17 protein-coding genes are annotated in these 18,487 nt (G+C 55.9%); 8 read left to right on the top strand and 9 right to left on the bottom strand.

The window, feature by feature from the left end; all coding sequences use genetic code 11:
- Positions 1 to 118 precede the first annotated feature (118 nt).
- The 3 genes from HY36_RS03630 to HY36_RS03620 all read right to left on the bottom strand — a co-directional run bounded on the left by HY36_RS03630 (position 119) and on the right by HY36_RS03620 (position 3,267).
- A complete protein-coding gene (locus HY36_RS03630; RefSeq protein ID WP_081806027.1) occupies positions 119 to 1,174 on the bottom strand; it encodes a phosphotransferase family protein in 1,056 nt (351 codons plus the stop codon).
- Positions 1,175 to 1,182: 8 nt separating this feature from the next.
- Positions 1,183 to 1,920 (bottom strand): SDR family NAD(P)-dependent oxidoreductase, encoded by a 738-nt coding sequence (locus tag HY36_RS03625; protein WP_035548578.1) that lies wholly within the window; start codon positions 1,918 to 1,920, stop codon positions 1,183 to 1,185.
- Between the two features lie 78 nt (positions 1,921 to 1,998).
- Positions 1,999 to 3,267 (bottom strand): acyl-CoA dehydrogenase family protein, encoded by a 1,269-nt coding sequence (locus HY36_RS03620; RefSeq protein WP_035548577.1) that lies wholly within the window; start codon positions 3,265 to 3,267, stop codon positions 1,999 to 2,001.
- A gap of 134 nt (positions 3,268 to 3,401) precedes the next feature.
- On the opposite strand from HY36_RS03620, the gene HY36_RS03615 reads away from it, so the two are divergent.
- The 4 genes from HY36_RS03615 (at position 3,402) to HY36_RS03600 (ending at position 7,752) form a co-directional block, all read left to right on the top strand.
- Positions 3,402 to 4,334: a LysR family transcriptional regulator gene (locus HY36_RS03615; protein ID WP_035548573.1), complete on the top strand. Its 933-nt coding sequence runs from the start codon at positions 3,402 to 3,404 to the stop codon at positions 4,332 to 4,334.
- Positions 4,335 to 4,510: 176 nt separating this feature from the next.
- A complete protein-coding gene (locus HY36_RS03610) occupies positions 4,511 to 5,806 on the top strand; it encodes an aromatic ring-hydroxylating oxygenase subunit alpha (RefSeq protein ID WP_035548571.1) in 1,296 nt (431 codons plus the stop codon).
- Positions 5,806 to 6,330 carry an aromatic-ring-hydroxylating dioxygenase subunit beta gene (locus tag HY36_RS03605; protein WP_051602479.1) on the top strand — a complete coding sequence of 175 codons (525 nt, stop codon included), beginning with the start codon at positions 5,806 to 5,808 and terminating at the stop codon, positions 6,328 to 6,330. Before HY36_RS03610 ends, HY36_RS03605 begins: the two co-directional genes overlap by 1 nt.
- Before the next feature lie 126 nt (positions 6,331 to 6,456).
- Entirely contained in the window at positions 6,457 to 7,752 is a 1,296-nt protein-coding gene (locus HY36_RS03600; protein WP_051602478.1) for a cytochrome P450, read from the top strand.
- A 596-nt stretch (positions 7,753 to 8,348) separates the two neighbouring features.
- On the opposite strand, the gene HY36_RS03595 is transcribed toward HY36_RS03600, so the two are convergent.
- The gene (locus tag HY36_RS03595) at positions 8,349 to 8,939 is read right to left on the bottom strand and encodes a flavodoxin family protein (protein WP_035548568.1); all 591 of its coding nucleotides are present in this window, start codon (positions 8,937 to 8,939) and stop codon (positions 8,349 to 8,351) included.
- 63 nt (positions 8,940 to 9,002) lie between these two features.
- Entirely contained in the window at positions 9,003 to 9,449 is a 447-nt protein-coding gene (locus HY36_RS03590; RefSeq protein WP_035548565.1) for an Rrf2 family transcriptional regulator, read from the bottom strand.
- 871 nt (positions 9,450 to 10,320) lie between these two features.
- Between HY36_RS03590 and HY36_RS03585 the strand changes: the two genes are divergently transcribed.
- A complete protein-coding gene (locus HY36_RS03585) occupies positions 10,321 to 11,979 on the top strand; it encodes a tannase/feruloyl esterase family alpha/beta hydrolase (RefSeq protein WP_081806021.1) in 1,659 nt (552 codons plus the stop codon).
- Between the two features lie 221 nt (positions 11,980 to 12,200).
- On the opposite strand, the gene HY36_RS03580 is transcribed toward HY36_RS03585, so the two are convergent.
- From HY36_RS03580 to HY36_RS03565, 4 genes are all read right to left on the bottom strand, one after another.
- Complete coding sequence (locus HY36_RS03580) at positions 12,201 to 13,241, bottom strand: MDR family NADP-dependent oxidoreductase (RefSeq protein WP_035548558.1); 1,041 nt, start codon at positions 13,239 to 13,241, stop codon at positions 12,201 to 12,203.
- A gap of 34 nt (positions 13,242 to 13,275) precedes the next feature.
- Positions 13,276 to 14,214, bottom strand: coding sequence for an electron transfer flavoprotein subunit alpha/FixB family protein (locus tag HY36_RS03575; RefSeq protein WP_035548555.1), 939 nt, complete (start codon positions 14,212 to 14,214; stop codon positions 13,276 to 13,278).
- A complete protein-coding gene (locus tag HY36_RS03570; protein WP_035548552.1) occupies positions 14,214 to 14,960 on the bottom strand; it encodes an electron transfer flavoprotein subunit beta/FixA family protein in 747 nt (248 codons plus the stop codon). The genes HY36_RS03575 and HY36_RS03570 overlap by 1 nt, the downstream gene beginning before the upstream one ends.
- 160 nt (positions 14,961 to 15,120) lie before the next feature.
- Positions 15,121 to 16,050 carry a LysR substrate-binding domain-containing protein gene (locus HY36_RS03565; RefSeq protein ID WP_035548549.1) on the bottom strand — a complete coding sequence of 310 codons (930 nt, stop codon included), beginning with the start codon at positions 16,048 to 16,050 and terminating at the stop codon, positions 15,121 to 15,123.
- Positions 16,051 to 16,238: 188 nt separating this feature from the next.
- Here HY36_RS03565 and HY36_RS03560 point away from each other — a divergent pair, with 188 nt between their 5' ends.
- The 3 genes from HY36_RS03560 to HY36_RS03550 are packed head-to-tail and all read left to right on the top strand — an operon-like array spanning position 16,239 to position 18,448.
- Positions 16,239 to 17,042 carry an SDR family NAD(P)-dependent oxidoreductase gene (locus HY36_RS03560; RefSeq protein ID WP_035548546.1) on the top strand — a complete coding sequence of 268 codons (804 nt, stop codon included), beginning with the start codon at positions 16,239 to 16,241 and terminating at the stop codon, positions 17,040 to 17,042.
- 50 nt (positions 17,043 to 17,092) lie between these two features.
- A complete protein-coding gene (locus tag HY36_RS17615; RefSeq protein ID WP_162175943.1) occupies positions 17,093 to 17,533 on the top strand; it encodes a nuclear transport factor 2 family protein in 441 nt (146 codons plus the stop codon).
- Between the two features lie 27 nt (positions 17,534 to 17,560).
- A complete protein-coding gene (locus HY36_RS03550; protein ID WP_051602476.1) occupies positions 17,561 to 18,448 on the top strand; it encodes an SDR family NAD(P)-dependent oxidoreductase in 888 nt (295 codons plus the stop codon).
- The last annotated feature ends 39 nt before the right edge of the window (positions 18,449 to 18,487 follow it).

Raw genomic sequence — 18,487 nt, 5'->3', positions numbered from 1 at the left:
CAGGGCTTGAAAGCCGGAATGCGGCGGTCCTTGAGTGGAGACATCATGGACCAAATTGTCTGACTGGACTGGCCGGATATGCTTGGGCCTGACACGGCAGGCAGTCCGGAACATTGGACTATTGCCACACCGGCCGCTTTGACCAGATCAGTCCGCGCTGCATGAGTGACACTGCCGCCTCATGCAAGCGGTCGCCAGTTTCTCTGGCTGCCTTTCCGGCACAGGCCCGCGCATGAGTGCCCTCAAGGATAATTCCCAGTTTGAAGCAGGCGAGCGCAACATACCAGTTGATACAGGTCATATCGCGAAGAGAGTGATCGGCATAGTGCCGGATCAATTCATCCGCAGTCGGAAAACCGTCCCAAGGCTCCACTTGCAAAACGGGCAGTTCCGGATCATATCCCCGCCATGTGGCGACGATCCAGGCAAGGTCGAGCAAGGGATCCCCAATTGTCGATAATTCCCAGTCCACAATCGCGGCCAGTTCGGGACTGTCATAGCGGTACATGACATTGGCCAGCTGATAGTCACCATGAAGGATGCCAGGTCGGTAGCCGGGTGGGATATTGGTTGCCAGATAGTCCGACAGGGAACCAACGTCTTGGAGACTCTGAGGTCCAGGCCAACCGGTTTGCCGGGTATATGAGTCGAGTTGGTCGCGCCAACGCGAAACCTGTCGTTCGAGAAAATTCTCAGGCCTACCGAATCCCTCAAGCCCTGCGGCTGCGTAATCTATGTGCGCCAGGGCCGCGGCGCCCTCAACCAAGGCCAGACCCATGCGGCGGCGCAGGGCGGGACTGGATCTGTGCGGTTCCGGCATGCCATTTACCGCATTGAATCCCGTAACCGGCTCCATGAGATAGAAAGCGGTGCCAAGGATGCTGTCGTCTTCACATTTTGCCACCAGGGCCGGGTGGGGAACCTTGCTCCCAGCGAGTGCGGCAAGAACCCTGGCTTCCCGCATCATGGTCTCGCCCGCTCTGGGTCTGGGAGCCAGGGAAGGCCGGCGAAGGACATAGTCCCTGTCAAGTCGCCGGAATCGAAAGATCAGGTTCTGTGTTCCGCCGGCAAGGCGTGTCACGTCGGCAATGGGCCCGCTGCCGAGACCTTTTGTATCCATCCAGTCTGCAAGACGATTTGGGTCTAGCCCGGTCATGTTGGTTTGAGTGTTCATGGCCAGAGTCAAAGCAGCATGCCGCCATCGGCGAGCAGGGTCTGCCCGACCATGTAGCCGCTCAGGGGGGAGGCAAGAAACAGGGCAATCGCGGCCATTTCCTCAGGAGTTCCGAATCGACCGAGCGGAATATTGGACTTGGCCGCTTCCGACCGGGATTCATTTTCAGTTGTCACACGGGTCATGCGTGTCGGCACAAATCCTGGTGCGATGCCGTTCACGCGTAGCCCGTCTGCGGCCCAGGCCTGACCAAGGGTCCGGGTCAGACCTAATGCACCGGCTTTGGAAGCATTATAGGCAGGATTACCCCGCGTGGCATGGAATGCGGCCGAGGAGCTGACAATGATAAGCGAACCGCTCGTACTGGCAAGCATGTCGCGAAACTTGGTTGCGCAACTCATCAAGCTGGTCAGATTGACATCCAGAACACGCCTGAACCCATCAATTTCGAATTCCTTGCGTCCGTAGAGGACCAGGCCCTGGCACAGGACGAGGATGTCCAGTTTTGCAAAGGGGGGGACATAGGCCGCGACCCTTTCGGGTTGACTAACATCCATACATTCATAGTGGAGGCCTTCGAGATCGGATGTGGGCTCGGTCTCATAGTCTTTCGCGGTTGCGCGTGTGCCCCAGACAAAGACGTCTGCGCCTTTTGATCGGAACGCCTGGGCGGTGGCATTTCCTATCCCGCTTGTGCCGCCGACAATCAGGGCCGTCTTGCCTTTAAAATCTATCGTATAATCCATGCTGGATCACTCCTTATATGCCTTGCTCTGGACACTGAGACGGCCATGCGTCCGCCCGTGAGCAATTCGTCATCTGTTTCAATCAGCAGGATATTTGAGCTCAGCCTGCGCTCTGGCCTTGTGGTATATATAATCCGGGAACTGATCAGCCGGCGGCTCGATGTCGCGTAGCATTTCCTTGGCTACAGTGAGTTTGTGGACCTCTGTGGGCCCATCGGCAAGACCGATCATATAGCTGTTCATCAAATGATAGGAAAACGGCATTTCGGTCGACAAGCCGAGGGATCCGTGCAGATGGAGCGCTGTCGATGATACATCGTGAAGCACTTTTGGCATCATGACCTTCACCGCTGCGATGTTCTGTTTGATCGCTTTCCAGTCCTTTGATTCATCCGCCAGCCAGGCGGCTTCGAGGGTCAACAGACGGAACTGGCGAAGCTGGATCCAGCAATCGGCCAGTTTTTCCTGAACCATCTGTTTCTCCGACAATCGCTCGCCCTTGGTAAAGCGCGACGCGACCCGCTGGCAGGTAAGATCAAGGCATTTCGTTGCTTCGGCAAGGGCTCGCATGGCATGATGCAGCCGGCCGCCGCCAAGTCGAACCTGTGCAACCGTAAAGGCTTCTCCCTTTTCTCCAAGCATGTGATCTTTCGGAATGCGTACGGCGTTGAATCTCAGATGCGCATGTTCGGGTTCGGCTTGGCCGAAATATGTGTAATCGCGTACAAATTCGATACCGGGCGTTTCGGCGGGAACGATGAACATGGACATGCTGCGATAGGGGTTTTCAGCATCCGGGTCCGTCACTGCCATGACAATGAAGACAGACGCAAAGCGCGCATTGGAGGCAAACCATTTCTCGCCGGTGATGACCCATTCCCCGCCATCGGCAATGGCCTGTGTTTTCAATAGGAGCGGATCGGACCCGCCATGAGGTTCCGTCATGGCGAAGCAGGATACAATGTCATTGTTCAAAAGCGGGGTCAGGAAGCGTTCCTTCTGTTCCGGCGTTCCATAATGGGCAAGAATTTCGGAATTTCCCGTGTCCGGGGCCTGGGCTCCAAAGACAATGGGACCAAATCGGGAGCGTCCAAACTGCTCATTCATCAAAGCCAGCTTAAGCTGACCATACCCTTTTCCACCGAGTTCCGGGCCCAGATGGCATGCCCACAATCCGCGCTGCTTCACTTGTTCCTGTAAAGGGCGCACATATTTCTGGAACCGGATATCGTGAATATTCCATTGGCTGCCGAGAAGTGAATCCAGGGGTTCGACTTCGGCGTCCACGAAACGTCTGATCCAATCCAGTTCTGCCTGGAAATCCGGGTCGGTTTGAAAAGACCACATGGCAGGCCTCCTTTTCATTGCAGCTGCAGCCAGTGTGCCTCCTGAACGAGGAGGCTGTCGAATCGGAAATCCCTTCACATTCAATCGAATATGCTTATGGATAGGGGGCGTATCAATAAGTTGCGGGACCGGTTATGGATCTCAAAGCGTCGCCTTTCAAAGCGTTCCTGAAGATCGCGGAACTGGGATCCTTCACCAAGGCTGCCCATGCCCTGCACGTGTCGCAGCCTGCCCTGTCTGCGAGTATTCGGGAGATGGAGCGCCAGCTGGGCTTTGATCTTTTTGACCGGACGAGCCGGCGGGTAGATCTCACCAAGGAGGGGCGCGCCTTTGTCGCCAATGCCCGCCGACTGGTTCTGGAGACCGATTGGCTGCATCAGAAAGCAGAAGAGATCAGGACCAATGCGTTACGCCTGGCAGTCCAGCCCCATTCCGTTTTTTTTCCGGAACGCACGCAGCTAACGGATCGATTTCTTCAGCAATATCCTGCCGCCAATGTCGAGATCCTTGCTCTTGGTCATGTGCGCATATTCAATGCCTTGCGCGAAGACGACATAGACCTTGCAATCGTGATCGAACCCCGATCGGTCGAGAGCGATGGGCCGGTCCGGGACGAGGATCTCGAGCGATTGGTCATTCGCAGCCAGCCCGTCACGCTTCTCCTGCCTGAAGAGCATGCGCTGGCGCACCGGAACGAGATAACCCCTGAGGATCTCCGAGAGCTTCCTGTCGCCACCATTAGCAGGCTTCATGGGGTTGCCCTGGCAGAGATGGTGGCGCGGGCATTGGCCAGCGCCGGGGCTGTTCTGGTGCGTCCGCCTGAAGCTGACGCATTCTCCCTGGTGAGGCATGCAAGCGATGAGCGCACGAGTGCGATTGATCTGGGCTGGTTTGATGTCCGGTCCTATCTCGGACTGATGGTACGGGACATGGGCATGATTTCCAAACCGGTTCCCGCACTTGGCCTGGCCACGCAGCTTAGTGTCTTGAGGCGGCGGCGCGAGCAGAGGCCCGCCGCGCTCCGTTTCTGGGAGCATGCCAGACTGTCCGTGTCGAATATGAAGTGATGTAGAGAAACGGGCGCGGCAGGCCGGCTGGCTCTTCCTTCTTAAAACAATTTGCATAAAGCAAGCGTTTTAGTTAGCGTGTCCGGCATGCGATGTTCGCCTGCATGATGTGGGCCGAGGAGACAAAACGGTGTCGGAAAACGTGTCCGACCCGAGCCGGTGAAGGAGACTAGAATATGGCGACGCTGCTGAAGGCCGTCCCTGAAAAGACGGGCAGGTGGGTTGTGGAAGACCGGAACAAGGGTGTGTTCAAGGTTGCCAGAGAAGCGTTTGTAAGTGACGCCATCTTTGAGAAGGAGCGTGAGCGCATCTTCGACAAATGCTGGCTGTATCTCGGACATGCGACGGAACTCAAGGAAGCCAATGACTATCTGACGCGTAATGTGGCGGGGCGCGAGCTGATCTTCAATCGTGATCGCAAGGGCAGCTACAACGCCTTTTTCAATGTGTGTCCACACCGGGGCGCCATGGTGGCCAGAGAAAAGTGTGGCAGTGCGCTCGGTTTCAAATGCTTTTATCATGGGTGGGCTTTCAACAATAATGGCAAGTTTGCCACCCGGATGGGAGAGGGCTTCTATCCGGAGGATTTCGGAAAGGATGGATCTGTCGATCTCGTCCGGGTTCCCCGGCTTGAAGAGTATCGGGGATTCTACTTCATCAATTTTGATGAAGGGGCAGTCAGTCTCGAAGAGTATCTGGCAGATTCCCGGGAGATCATTGATCTTGTTGCCGATCAGTCACCCAATGGCATGGAGATCATTGGCGGCGGGCAGCAGTACAGTATCAATGCCAATTGGAAACTGCTCCTCGAGAACAGTTTTGACGGCTATCACGCAGAAGATACGCATGCGACCTATTTTGAGTATCTGTCGGATTATATTGGCGGCGCCGCGAATGATGACCTGTCCGCCGCAAAAGTGGAATCCCGGGCTATCGATCTGAAAAATGGTCATGCGGTCATCGAGGGAAAAGCGCCCTGGGGCCGGCCGATTGCCAGAACCATTCCGTCCTGGGGAGAAGATGGCGCGGCGGATATACGTGCCGCGCGGGCAGAGCTCGAGGCGCGCCTGGGTGTCGAGAAAGCACACAGGATTGCCGATGGGGACCGCAATATGGGTATTTTTCCCAGCCTGGTCATCAATGACATCATGGCGATCACAATCAGGACCTTCCATCCGGTGTCGTCAGGTCTGATTCATGTCAATGCGTGGGCGATGGGGCCTGTAGGCGAACCCCGCCTTCAGCGAAAGCGGCGTCTGGACAATTTCCTCGAATTTCTCGGGCCAGGCGGGTTCGCGACCCCAGATGATGTCGAAGCCCTTGAGAGTGCGCATCGCGGTTATGGCAATGCAAAATTTGCGCCGTGGAATGACATCTCCAGAGGATTGCTGAAGGACCAGCCAACAAATTTTGACGAAGAACAGATGCGCTGCTTCTGGCGGGAGTGGGCGCGTCGGATGGAGGATCAATAATGACAGAAGTGATGATGAAGCCAGGTGCGATCACCACAGAGCCCGTATTGAGTCGTAGCGAGTATGAGGATTTCCTCTACCACGAAGCTGCACTACTGGATGCCTGGCGGCTGGATGAATGGCTGGAATTGTTTGTCGAAGGAGCAACATATGAAGTTCCTACGGCAGGCGCGCCGGATGATGCGGATTCTTCGGAATCTCTCTTCTATATTGCGGATGATTATTTCCGGCTACGCCATCGAATCAAGCGTTTGAACAGCAAACAGGCACATTCGGAATGGCCTCGGTCAAAGACGTTGCACACAGTCACCAATGTCCGGATTCTCGGCGCCGAGGCAGACGGCGTGCGCGTGACTTCCAATTTCGTGACGTATCGCACCAAGAATGACGTGACGCACACTTTTGTGGGTCGTCACTATTATGTGCTTCGCAAGACCGACGACAAGCTATGCATTGTTTCCAAACGGAGCATGCTCGATATGGACAATCTGCGGCCACAGGGGCGCGTCAGTATCATTGTTTAGGCGTGAGCCGGCAGAGACGCGCTGCATGGTGTGGCCGTCTTGCCGCGCCGGACTGATCGGTGTGGTTGATCATGCTGGCTGACCCGAGACAGGTCGCTGAGTACTGTTTTTAAGGCACGCTAAGATATGAACGCGACATCAGAATTGCATGCTGCGCTTATCCCTCAAGATCAGGTCTCCACCCTTGTCGATCCTCAAGCCTATGCGGATGGCCGGATATTCGAAACCTATCGATGGCTGCGCAAGCACAAACCGTTAGGTCTGGCGGTTGCAGAGGGCTTCGATCCCTTCTGGGTTGTGACGCGTGCAGAGGACATCCGCTACATCAGCCGACACAATGACCTTTTCCATTCGGGCGATACGCAATTCTCGTTCATGGACAGGGCAAGCGATCAAAGGATTCGGGAGATCACCGGCGGGAGCCCGCATCTTGTCCATTCCCTGGTGTCCATGGACCCACCGGAGCACATGAAATACCGCGTACTGACGCAAGGCTATTTCATGCCTAAATCCTTGCGCAAATTGGAAGCTCAAATCAGAGATATTGCCTGCGAATTTGTCGAAAAAATGCTGTCGACCGGAGGAGAGTGCGATTTTCTGACTGAAGTGGCCCTGAATTACCCGCTCCGCGTCATCATGAGTATTTTCGGTGTGCCGATTGAAGACGAAGCGATCATGTTGAAATTGACGCAGGAGCTGTTTGGCGCCCAAGATCCTGATGTGTCCGGGGCGGCGGATGTGTTGAGTGCAGAAGCCCAGGCCGAATACCTCGCCAGGACGGTGGAGGGGTTTCATGAATATTTCCGCACGCTCAGTGACGCCCGGCGAGAAAACCCGCGTGATGACCTCAGCAGCGTCATCGCCAATGCCAAAGTGGACGGACAGCCAATTTCCGAGCAGGCAGAGATGGGTTATTATATCACTGTGGCCACCGCAGGTCACGATACCACCTCGACCTCCACTGCCATCGCCATGGCGCAATTGGCCAGGCACCCCCACGAGTTTCAGAAAGTAAAGTCTGACCCCTCATTGATACCAGGCCTTGTCGATGAAGCCATTCGCTGGGCGACACCGATCAAGAGTTTCATGCGATCCGCAGCTGAAGACATCGACGTCTCTGGCCAACGTCTGTCCAAGGGCGACTGGATCATGCTGTGTTATGGTTCGGGCAACAGAGATGAATCTGTATTCGATGCGCCTGATTCATTCCGTGTTGATCGTTCGCCAAATCCTTACATTTCGTTCGGCCATGGGCCGCATATATGTCTGGGCATGCATCTTGCCAAACTTGAAATGCGAATTCTGTTTGAGGAACTGCTTCCCAGGCTGAAGTCTGTGGAGCTCAATGGACATCTGAAAATGATCCCGTCTCTTTTCATAAGCGGGCCAAAAGCACTTCCAATCCGGTTCGCCTTGGAATAGCAGTCCGCCCGACCATGCTCACCTGTATGTGGAATGCGACATCAAGGCTGATCCTTTGATTGGGAATTGCTCTGGCTCGCCCGCGAGGGCCCACATTCGCGATCGCACAGCGATGCATAGGCTGGCGTACCGGCCATGCCGTGCCGAGTGTTGATAGACCTAGTGACGACAATGCCGCCACCGGACGGGAACAGCGGCAGGAGCGCCTGCATTGAAAACACAATCGAGCGCGCATTGGCGGCATGGACGTCACCATCAGGCGCTGGAGTGAGGTCCCGATTGATCTGAAATGCACACTGCCGACGTTTAAAACTGCGCATCTGGGTCGCTGAACGGCTCGTGTAATTGCGCCTTAAGGGCAGGCCGTGACGCAATGTCACCCGTGTCCGAGCGACTCGCTGTCACGCCCTCGCCGATTTGACGAGCGGCCTTTTCGAGCCCCCCGACATCCTTCCTCTGATAGCGATCCGCGCGCCCTCCTCTAGAAACAATAGCGCTGCGGCAAAACCAATGCTGGTCGTGCCGCAAGGAATGAGAACGGTCTTATCTTCTAGTCTTGCCATTGGTCTTCTGGGATCCGTATCCCGTTGGCTGGCTCAGGCGGCTCGGCCGCGAACGAACTGGATCGTCGTTATTGTGACGCGGCGTCCGAGATGCTCGGCGGTCTTGAGGTCGGCGGCGGGAGGCGCAACATCGGGCCCTTCATCGGCATTTGACTGTGCGCCTGCGCCCAGAAAGAACCCGAGCCGGTTGAGGTCCTCTTGCGAACCTGTTGACGAATTGTTGGCCGGCGGTAGCCCGAGGTTGACCCAGTGCATCCCGTGCTGGGCTGCAAAGAGCGCGATCTGGATGAGGGAGGAAAGCTTGTCGCCGGAACGCGACGCGGAGTTGGAAAAGCCTGCTGCGATCTTGTCCTTCCAGGCAAACCCCTTTGCAAAGACGGTCGTGGAGGTCGCATCCATGAACATTTTGAACGGGCCGGACACGCTGCCCATATAGGTCGGCGAACCGAAAATGATTGCTTCGACCTGCTCAAGGTCGTCCCAGCGGCTCTGGGCTTCATCGATATCCATCAGCAAGGCTTCAGCCCCCTCGACGCTCTCAACGCCGCGCTTCACGCCCTCGGCCTGCTTCGCGGTGTGGCCGTAGCCACTATGATACACGATCGCGACACGAACATTGGTCATAAATTGCGTCCTTCATCAGTATGTACGTTGCCAACATAACAACATATATGGGTAAAACTCACATCAAGCCTGCCACGGGATTGTAAACCCGCCGCGCCTGGCGATTTCTGCAGCAATGTCGTCGATTGTCACCCTTGCCAATTCGTCCTCCAACGCCTGCCGCGCCTTGTCGAGTGCCGGACGCATGGCGTCCTGAACATGTTTGCCTACGACACAGTTGCGATCCGGCGCAGACCTATGCAGGGTGAAGATTTCGCAGTCTTCGACAGCGCGGTAGACATCAAGCAGGCTGATGTGAGAAGCAGATTTGGCGAGCATCGAGCCTCCTCCAGATCCCATGCGCGCGGTAGACATCCCCGCATCGGCGAGGCGCGACAAAAGCGATCTGATGACAGCCGGGTTTGTGCTGGCGCTGCGCGCCAGATCTTCTGAGCGCATAGGTGTCCCTTCGTTTACCGCCAGTGCGGCAAGCGTGTGTACGGCAACGACGAAACGGGAACTCGTAGGCAATGCTTGGCTCCATCTGAAGTATTGTCACTAACCCACTTACACATATAGCCCCACTCGATGCAACAACAATTGGCAAGCCAAACACGTTATCTAAACGCTGATCAAGGGCAGGACGATTGTTCGACGATTTGGAAAGTACGATTCACGCTGAGTTTTCATACCTCCGTGCTTCAATGTCCATCCTGAAAGCCTTTCCTTAGGCCTCACAGGACACCATTTGATGGATACGGGCGCCTCTCAAAAATGCGACAAGTCGGCTTTTGCCATCTTATCATGAGCGATGTAGTACGACCGTGATATCGCTTCGACTTTCGCAGGCTCGATCCGCTTCTGCATAATGCTTTAACGGACGATATTTGTGGCAGCCATTCTTTCATCCACGTCGCCTCGCCCATCCTTCTCTTGATGTCAGCATTGACCGGAGCATCTTCTTCTCGTCCGGCGCGGTGATTTCACGGGCTCGCAATGACTCGCGGTTCTGCAGAAAAACTGCTCGACCATGTGGACTGCTTGGGAGGAGGATATGAGGCTCCTTCACAAGATTAGACAATAGTATTAAAATTAAGTGGATCAGAACTCCAGCGCTCATCGGTAAACTGGACGAATTCCTTGTCCAGACTGTAGAAAGTGGAGCGGTCTGCAAGTGCCTCCGAGGATTGAACAGGTCAGAAAAATAAAGAAAAAAGGGGTTTCGAGGTGATGCCAAAGTGCATTGTTGGAGCAGTCTGGCGAGTGAGGCCAGATACGCCTTCAAGCCGTCTATGGGATCTGACGCCCGGCTGAATAAGATGAAAACAGGATAAAACTATATAATAAAAACGGATGGACAGGTGCGCGCAAAAATGTACGCTGTAACGTAAAAGTGACCGAGATGGGCTACCCGCTTTTACAATTACCAAGCCAGTTGGAGGAAATGATGGTCAGTGCAGGGAGAGTATTGTTATTCGTGCTGCTGGGGCTGGCCCCGACAGGATGCGCGGCAGATCCAGATACCGCACCCGACACGCTCCCAATTCCGGCCAGTGAAAAGTGTGAAAACCTCCAGCATTCCTGGAATAAGCCGCATACCCGTCTTGAAGCGGCCCGCATGTTGCCAGCGGATGTGACCACCGGGGCGCCTCAGATTTGTGAAGTTGCAGGCAGGATATCTCCAAATGAAACCTCCACGATAGGTGTGGTTTATCGCTTTCCAGTTGAGTGGAACCACAAAATTGTTGGACTTGGGGGCGGCGGCTTTGCGGGGAATGTGAGGCTCGACGCGGCGCTCCCTGCACTTATCAAGGGATATGCAACCATGCAGACCGACACCGGTCATGCGGCCATCGAACCCTGGAATACGGCGTGGGCCGTCGAGGAGGATGGCTCCCCGAATGTCGAAGGATTGATTGATTTTGGCTATCGGGCGGTACACGAAATGACTGTCCTCGGAAAAGACCTGGCAGAGACCTATTACGGGCAATTACCTGCAAAATCCTATTTTCAGGGATGTTCTCAAGGCGGGCGGCAGGGAATGGTCGCAGCCCAGAAATATCCGCAGGACTTTGATGGGATCATTGCTGGAGCGCCGGCATTCAATGACGTGGCCCGGGTAAGCATGTCGCTGATCAGCCGGGCCTTTCTGGCCGAGAATGCCAAACTCTCGGTTCCACAAATTCAGCTTGTGAACAGCGCAGCCCTGACGGCGTGTGATGGCGAGGACGGTGCCGTGGATGGAATCATATCCATGCCGGATGCCTGTTCCTGGGACCCTCAGGAACTGCTTTGTGCGGGTGGCGTTTCAGGGGATGACTGCCTGTCACCCGCCCAGGTCGCGGCCGTGCAGTCTGCCTATTCGGACAAGCGGGATATGAATGGAAAAATCGTAGCCTATGGTCTCGCCCGAGGATCAGAGCTGTCCAGCTTTCCCTGGTTCATGGCGCTCGATCAGGATTCGCAGCTGGAAACGGGATATTACAATTTTGCCTCTGCTGCAGGATTTCCAACCGATACGGATTTCAGCACAAACGACGTCATTGCCAGTCACGCAGCGCAAAAAGATAGTTTGTTTGATCGGATATACACCGCCGACAATCCGGATCTCTCGGAATTCGTGAAAGAGGAAGGGAAGCTTCTCTTATGGCACGGCCTGTATGATCAATTGCTCCCTCCTGAACCATTGATCGATTATTATCAGGAAGCCCTGGAAGTGACGGATCAAAGACTGTTGGCCAAATCAAGCTCCCGGAAGGCAGAAGAGAGTGTTCAGCTGTTTACCGCGATAGGTGTCTCGCATTGTCTTGGGGGCGCTGGCCCCTCGACATTTGATGGACTTGCCGTAATCGATGCCTGGGTCGAGTCGGGAGAAAAGCCGGTCCGGATCGTCGCCAGCCAGCCTCCGCCGGCAATGGCCGCCCTTGCCCGCGCGCTCATGGGAGAACTGCCCCGCCTGACACCTGACAGCATGACACGTCCTCTCTGTCCATGGCCGCAGCTTCCTCGATATGATGGCGAGGGAAGTCTGGAGATTGCGGCAAATTTCGTGTGTCGTTAGGCGCCACCGATTGAGCCTTCAGAGGATCCGGCCCGTCGCAGTCTATCTGTGCCGGGAAAGTTTGAGTGGCGGGACCTGCTGAGGGCTTCCCGTTTGTCCGAAATGTCTCTGACGTCGCTTTTCTCTATGTGCCGGAATGCTGGCAGGCATACACCTGACAAGGCAGGACGGAGAGTCTGCAAGGTTCACGCTCTCAGTTTGAGCAGGACCATATGCCTGAATTATCTTCGAAGGCGGACATTGAGTTTTCCATATCGGTTCCCTTGCAGTGTTCCATGGATCAGGGTCTCAGGAAGCTTCTCGAATCCGTCCACGATGGTTGTGGGCGCCTTCAGTTGCCCCGATTTCAGTAAACCGGCCAGTACCTTTTCCGCGGATTTTCGCTGACAGTAATAATCGAAGACGAGCAGAAATCTGGGCCGCAAATTCCGCTCTTCGCAGATGTTTCGCAAGGTTGCAGTCAGTGCTTCCCCGAGATCCACGGGAGAATCCGTTGTTGCCCTGTCATAAGTGGAGACATTGCCGTAATGATACCATCTGGCATTTTTCTTCATCAGGGGAAGAGTGGATTGGGTGACGATACCGCCGACGGCATCGGAAAAGAAATCAACGCCTTCTGGACAGATATGCGCCAAATCGCCAGCCGGGTCGTTTCCTTTATAATCGATTGCGGCGTCGAAGCCGATTTCATCGACCAGCCACTGACACTTGTCTGGCCCACCGCCAAATCCGATGACCCGGCATCCTGCAAGTTTGGCGAGCTGTCCGATAATCACACCGCAAGCACCAGTTGCGCCGCCCACGACAACAGTCTCCCCCGCTTGAAGTTTTCCAACTTCCTGCAGACCAAAATAGGCAGTCAGGCCGGTGACACCTAATACTCCGATCAGATCTTCATCGCTGTGCCCCTGGGTGCACTTGTAGACGTATTCCGAACGTTCATAACTATTCAGGATGGCATAGTCCTGCCAACCGAGATCCGCATGGATGAGGTCTCCGGTCTTGAAGCGCCGATCCCTGGACTCGATGACTTCGCCAATTGCGAAGCTTGCCATCACATCCCCGAGCTCCAGTTTCGGCCGGTAATTCTGCATCACGAAATAGGTGCGATTGGCCGGATCCAGTGAGACGAGCCTGTTTCGAACGAGCACCTGTCCCTGTCCGGGAACCGGCACAGGGACTTGGCGATAGGCAAAATTCTCCATAGCAAGCTCACCGGTCACAGGTCGCGCATAGATCCATTGTCTGTTCAATTTCGTCATGCAATGTCCTCCTGCGCCTGACGCACTGACCAGGTCAGTCCTTGCCAATCAGTCCGGTCAGCTCCGGCACGGCATTGAAGAGGTCTGCGACCAGGCCGTAATCGGCAATCTGGAAGATCGGAGCCTCTTCATCCTTGTTGATCGCCACGATGATCTTGGAATCCTTCATGCCGGCAAGGTGCTGGATGGCGCCCGAGATGCCGACTGCGACGTACAGCTCCGGGGCAACGATCTTGCCGGTCTGGCCGACCTGATAATCGTTCGGGGCGTAGCCCGCATCAACGGCGGCGCGCGACGCGCCGACAGCGGCTTCCAGCTTGTCCGCCAGCGGCACAATCAGGCGGTCGAACTCTTCTTTCGAGCCCAGCGCGCGGCCACCCGACACGACGCGTTTTGCGCCGGCCAGTTCCGGACGGTCGGACTTGACCATCTGCTCGGAGACGAATTCGGATTTGAACGGACCTGCAGGCACCTCTGCAGTCTCGACAGACGCCGAACCCTCTTCACCCGCCGCTTCGAAGGCCGTGCCGCGAACCGTGATGACTTTCTTCGCATCGGAAGATTTCACGGTCAGAATGGCGTTACCGGCATAGATCGGACGCTCGAACGTATCGGTGTCGATGACATCCGTGATGTCCGACAGCTGCATGACGTCCAGCTTTGCGGCGATACGCGGAGCCATGTTCTTGCCCGTCGTCGTGGCCGGGATGAAGACGGCGTCATAGCCGGACATCATTGGCACCACGAGGGCTTCCATGGCTTCCGCCAATTGCTTGGCAACCGAGGCACCATCGGCGTGAACGACTTTGCGGACACCGGAAACCTTGGCAGCCGCAGCCGCCACGTCGCCTGCACCTTCGCCAGCCACCAGGATGTCGACGTCGCCGCCGAACTTCGCCGCTGCGGTGACAACCTTGTGGGTCGCGTCGTTCAGGGACGCATTGTCGTGTTCAGCAATAACCAGAACAGCCATTAGATCGCTCCTGCTGATTTGAGTTTCGAAACAAGCGTCGCAACGTCTTCGACCTTTTCACCAGCCTCGCGGACAGGCGGCTCAGTCACTTTCACAACCGAGAGGCGCGGCGAGATGTCGACGCCATAATCGCCCGGAGCTTTCTCATCGATCGGCTTCTTCTTCGCCTTCATGATGTTTGGCAGGGACGCGTAGCGCGGCTCGTTGAGGCGCAGGTCGACGGTGACGATGGCCGGCGTGGCCAGTTTCACGGTCTGCAGGCCGCCATCCACTTCGCGGGTCACGGTCAGGGCGTCGCCGTCCTTCTCGATCTTGTAAGCGAAGGTGCCTTGCGGCCAGTCCAGCAGCGCGGCCAGCATCTGGCCGGTCTGGTTGGAATCATCGTCGATGGCCTGCTTGCCGAGCAGCACCAGGTCTGGGCTCTCGTCGGCAATGACTTTTGCAAGGATTTTCGCAACGGCCAGTGGCTCGACGGTTTCGTCGGTATTGATCAGAATACCGCGGTCGCCGCCCATGGCGAGCGCCGTGCGGATGGTTTCCTGAGCCTGTTTCGGGCCGATCGAGACGATCACGACTTCGGTCGCCGTACCGGCTTCCTTCATGCGAACTGCTTCTTCGACAGAAATCTCGTCAAATGGGTTCATCGACATTTTGACGTTTGCGAGATCGACACCCGTCTGATCGGGCTTCACCCGAACCTTGACGTTATAGTCGATGACGCGTTTGACCGGCACCAGGACCTTCATACAACCGCTCCTTAATTTGCAATTCACGTCCGCCAGCGACATGTGCCGCTTCAGGCAGAGACAATGAGCAAGGGACTAGGGAAGCGGGGGCAATGCGTCAAGAGAATAAAACAAGCGTACTATACCCGGCTGACCGACAGGGATTGTCTGAAGGGAGGGGTCAGAGGTGATCCAGTTCGGCGCGTATCTTCGTCATTTGCGCCTTGGTCTGGGATGCTTGATCAAGCATCCAGCACTTGAGGGCATTCACATCCGTCGATGCATCCCTGCCGGTTCTGTACACGAACCGGTGAGGAATATCGAGTTCCACATAGGCTCGGGCGGCCGGGACAAGACGTCCGGTCATGAGATCATCGGCCACCAGAAACAGTTGGCCCAAGGCAATGCCGGCGCCGTTGCGCGCCGCCTGATAGGTGAGGCTCAGATTGTCAAACTCCAGTCCATTCGCGAAAGGCGGTGCCGGAAGGTTCATTCGATCAAAATACTGCTCCCAAAATGGTCTCTCCCGTCGGGCAAACAGAATCGGAGGGGCATCTGCCGAGAAGAAGTCTCCTTCGAGTGCGCGCGTCCGTGTCCCCCCGTCCGCGCAGACCAGAAGAAAAATTGTGTTGAAGAGGTCGACACTGAGCACATCCCGCTGGAGGACGGGAAGGGCACTGATCGCAGCATCGATCGGTTCGCTCGCAAAATTGGTTTCGTTGAGTGACTGTTTCAACTGGACCGCGATGTCCGGATGCCGCCGCCTGAAATCGGGAAGACGTGGCGACAGCCAATCGGTTGCAAAACTCGTATAGGCGCGAAATCGGATCGCGTGTTTTGTTCCGACGTGTCGGCTCCGACTGGCATTGTCGATAAGATCGAATGCGGAGGCGATCTGATCGTGATAGAGTTCTCCTCCTTGCGTCAAAAGCATGCCATTATGCTGACGCAGGAATAATTTATAGCCGAGATAGTCTTCAAGCAGGTTGACATGCCGGCTCACCGCGCCAACGGAAACCCCCAACTCTCTGGAAGCAGCGCTCAGGCTTCCTGTGCGTCCGGTAACTTCGAACGCCCGCAGGGCGTTCAGAGGGGGCAAATGGTGTCGCATCTATCACCTTTCTAATTTCCTGAAGGCCAAGTTGCCTCGAATGTCACTGGTCTGGCAAGATGAGAGGCGGCAATCTGTGAAACAGGTTCCCCGCCAGATGGGAGCTCAGTGAGGGAGGTCAATAAAATGAAGCGCACATTTTGTCTTGAGTTTGCTGTACGTGTACCGACGTATGAGGCAGAGCTGCCATGAAAATGCTTGCGGGGAAAACAGCTGTCGTAACCGGCGGGGCAGGGGGAATGGGACGGGCTCACGCCCTGCGACTCGCTGCCTTAGGGGCAGACGTGGCCATACTGGATATCGACCTTGCAATGGCGTCGAAATTTGGAGAACAGCTGACGGCGGCCTCCGTTCAGGAGGAATTGGAGGCGCTGCAGGTGCGCGCGATCGGGATTGAAGCCGATCTCTCTGTCGAGAATGAGGTCAGGCAGGCGGTAGACAGGATTTCCAAAAAGTTTGGCCGTATCGACATCCTGGTCAATAATGCGGGGGGAGCCATCACGAAGATTGACCAGAGCTCAGCCGTGAATACGTCGGGAGAGGACCGCGCCGTCCTTTTCGCTGCTAATTTCGACACGACCGTAAACATGTGCCAGGCCTGCTCGCCACACTTGATGCAGCGCGGTGGTGCAATCGTGAATATTTCAACCATCGGTGCGTTTGCGGACGATCTTGAGGGACGGCTCGCCATGTATGGTGCAGCGAAAGCCGCAGTCGAGAAATATTCCAAATCCTTAGCGGTCGAGCTGGGGCCATATAATGTTCGTGTGAATTGCATCGCGCCGGGCTTGATTGAAACGCCGCGCATCAAGGCGCTCGCCCCGAGCCGTAATCTAGCGACTGGACATCAGGCGCGCACGATCCCCTTGCGTCGTCTGGGGCAGATTGAAGATGTGGTCGGGGTCATGGAGTTTCTCGTCAGCGACCAGGCCGCCTATGTCACAGGTGAAAGCATTAAAGTTGCAGGCGGACACACACTGGTCACGACCTAGCGGTCGGCATCAATATTCAAGGGAGAAAGTCAGTGTCAGGAATGGAAACAATGAATGCGCGAGATGTGGCAGAATGCTGGATCCTAGGGGATGTGAATAAGGACAAGGCTGCAAAACTCCGCGTGATGGACGAAGATATGGTGCTGGAAATACCTTTCAATGAATCGGGCAAGACAGAAGATGGGCATTTCCGGCGATACACGGGAAAGCGTGAAATCGAGGGATTTGTCGATACCGCATTTGCAGCAGAAAAATCCGTACGCCTCGTCAGTGCGGAATATGTGGTCTCCGAGGATGGGCGGACCGTTTTCGTTGAGGCGCGTGGCGAGGTAGAGATGGTGTCGGGGAAAATTTACCGGAATCGATATGTCCTCCGCTTTGATGTCGAACATGGCAAGATCAAGTGCCTGCGTGAGTTCTACAATCCCATTACCTCGGCTGTCGCATTTGGCCGACCGATCGCCGGTCAGGTCACCCTCGACTCCCTGTGACCGAAAATAATGATAAAGAGATCTAGTATGACGAAGCTCGGATTTACCGGCAAGGTCGCGATTGTGACAGGGGCGGCAAGCGGCCTCGGTCTCAGCCATGCCAGGGCACTCGCGGAACGCGGAGCGAGTGTACTTCTCAATGACATAGCCATACGCGACGGCGGAGAGAGCGCTGCGCAGATCGAGGCAGCCCGGTTGAGATCTGAAGGCTATGATGTTCATGCCTGCAATGCGAGTGTGGGAATTGAGGCGGATGCGGAGTCCGTCATCCAGGAAGCGGTGACACGCTGGGGGCGTATCGACAGTCTCGTGAACAATGCCGGCAACTCCATCGCCGGCAGAATCCAGGATGTCAGTACCGAAGACATGCGGTCTGTCCTGGAAGTACATCTCATGGGAATGTTCTGGACGATGCGGGCAGCCCTCAGACATATGCGCAAGCAGGATTATGGGCGTATCGTCAATACTGCCTCGGCCCTGGGCGCTTTCGGGGCGCCGGAGGCCTTGCCCTATGCGACAGCCAAAGCGGCGATCCTGGGTCTGAGCCGCTCCGCGTCACTCGACAATCGAGATCGGAATATTCGCATAAATACAATATGCCCGGTAGCCTATACACCGATGGCGAAAGCCTATTTTGAAGCGCATCCCGAATTGGACACGGCGCGCTTGGATCCGTCTGCTGTGTCTCCGCTTGTCGTCTATCTGAGCCATGAGACGTGCCAGCCAAACGGTGAAGTATTAAGCGTTGCGGCTGGACGGGTGGCCCGTATCTTTACCGCGACGGTTCCTGGATTTGTTGCCACTCCTCTGACCGCGGAAGCGGTGGCAGAAAATCTGCACATCGCGATGGATGTGTCTGACTATTCCATTCCCGGGAGTTCGATTGATCAGTACCGGCTCCAGCCGGGCTCGTGATGTGTCCTCAAGGTCTCAAACTTCCCTGTCTCGCTCCTG

It is taken from the genome of Hyphomonas atlantica corrig., from assembly GCF_000682715.1.
GTDB lineage: Bacteria > Pseudomonadota > Alphaproteobacteria > Caulobacterales > Hyphomonadaceae > Hyphomonas > Hyphomonas atlantica.
The sequence above is the reverse complement of the archived record's forward strand: the minus strand, read 5'-3'. Positions and strand labels throughout refer to the sequence as shown.

What these genes read in the sequence shown, in the direction of transcription:
- HY36_RS03630 (WP_081806027.1), bottom strand. Translation starts at nt 1,174, where the DNA reads ATGAACACTCAAACCAACATGACCGGGCTAGACCCAAATCGTCTTGCA.
- HY36_RS03625 (WP_035548578.1), bottom strand. Translation starts at nt 1,920, where the DNA reads ATGGATTATACGATAGATTTTAAAGGCAAGACGGCCCTGATTGTCGGC.
- HY36_RS03620 (WP_035548577.1), bottom strand. Translation starts at nt 3,267, where the DNA reads ATGTGGTCTTTTCAAACCGACCCGGATTTCCAGGCAGAACTGGATTGG.
- HY36_RS03615 (WP_035548573.1), top strand. Translation starts at nt 3,402, where the DNA reads ATGGATCTCAAAGCGTCGCCTTTCAAAGCGTTCCTGAAGATCGCGGAA.
- HY36_RS03610 (WP_035548571.1), top strand. Translation starts at nt 4,511, where the DNA reads ATGGCGACGCTGCTGAAGGCCGTCCCTGAAAAGACGGGCAGGTGGGTT.
- HY36_RS03605 (WP_051602479.1), top strand. Translation starts at nt 5,806, where the DNA reads ATGACAGAAGTGATGATGAAGCCAGGTGCGATCACCACAGAGCCCGTA.
- HY36_RS03600 (WP_051602478.1), top strand. Translation starts at nt 6,457, where the DNA reads ATGAACGCGACATCAGAATTGCATGCTGCGCTTATCCCTCAAGATCAG.
- HY36_RS03595 (WP_035548568.1), bottom strand. Translation starts at nt 8,939, where the DNA reads ATGACCAATGTTCGTGTCGCGATCGTGTATCATAGTGGCTACGGCCAC.
- HY36_RS03585 (WP_081806021.1), top strand. Translation starts at nt 10,321, where the DNA reads ATGGGCTACCCGCTTTTACAATTACCAAGCCAGTTGGAGGAAATGATG.
- HY36_RS03580 (WP_035548558.1), bottom strand. Translation starts at nt 13,241, where the DNA reads ATGACGAAATTGAACAGACAATGGATCTATGCGCGACCTGTGACCGGT.
- HY36_RS03575 (WP_035548555.1), bottom strand. Translation starts at nt 14,214, where the DNA reads ATGGCTGTTCTGGTTATTGCTGAACACGACAATGCGTCCCTGAACGAC.
- HY36_RS03570 (WP_035548552.1), bottom strand. Translation starts at nt 14,960, where the DNA reads ATGAAGGTCCTGGTGCCGGTCAAACGCGTCATCGACTATAACGTCAAG.
- HY36_RS03565 (WP_035548549.1), bottom strand. Translation starts at nt 16,050, where the DNA reads ATGCGACACCATTTGCCCCCTCTGAACGCCCTGCGGGCGTTCGAAGTT.
- HY36_RS03560 (WP_035548546.1), top strand. Translation starts at nt 16,239, where the DNA reads ATGAAAATGCTTGCGGGGAAAACAGCTGTCGTAACCGGCGGGGCAGGG.
- HY36_RS17615 (WP_162175943.1), top strand. Translation starts at nt 17,093, where the DNA reads ATGAATGCGCGAGATGTGGCAGAATGCTGGATCCTAGGGGATGTGAAT.
- HY36_RS03550 (WP_051602476.1), top strand. Translation starts at nt 17,561, where the DNA reads ATGACGAAGCTCGGATTTACCGGCAAGGTCGCGATTGTGACAGGGGCG.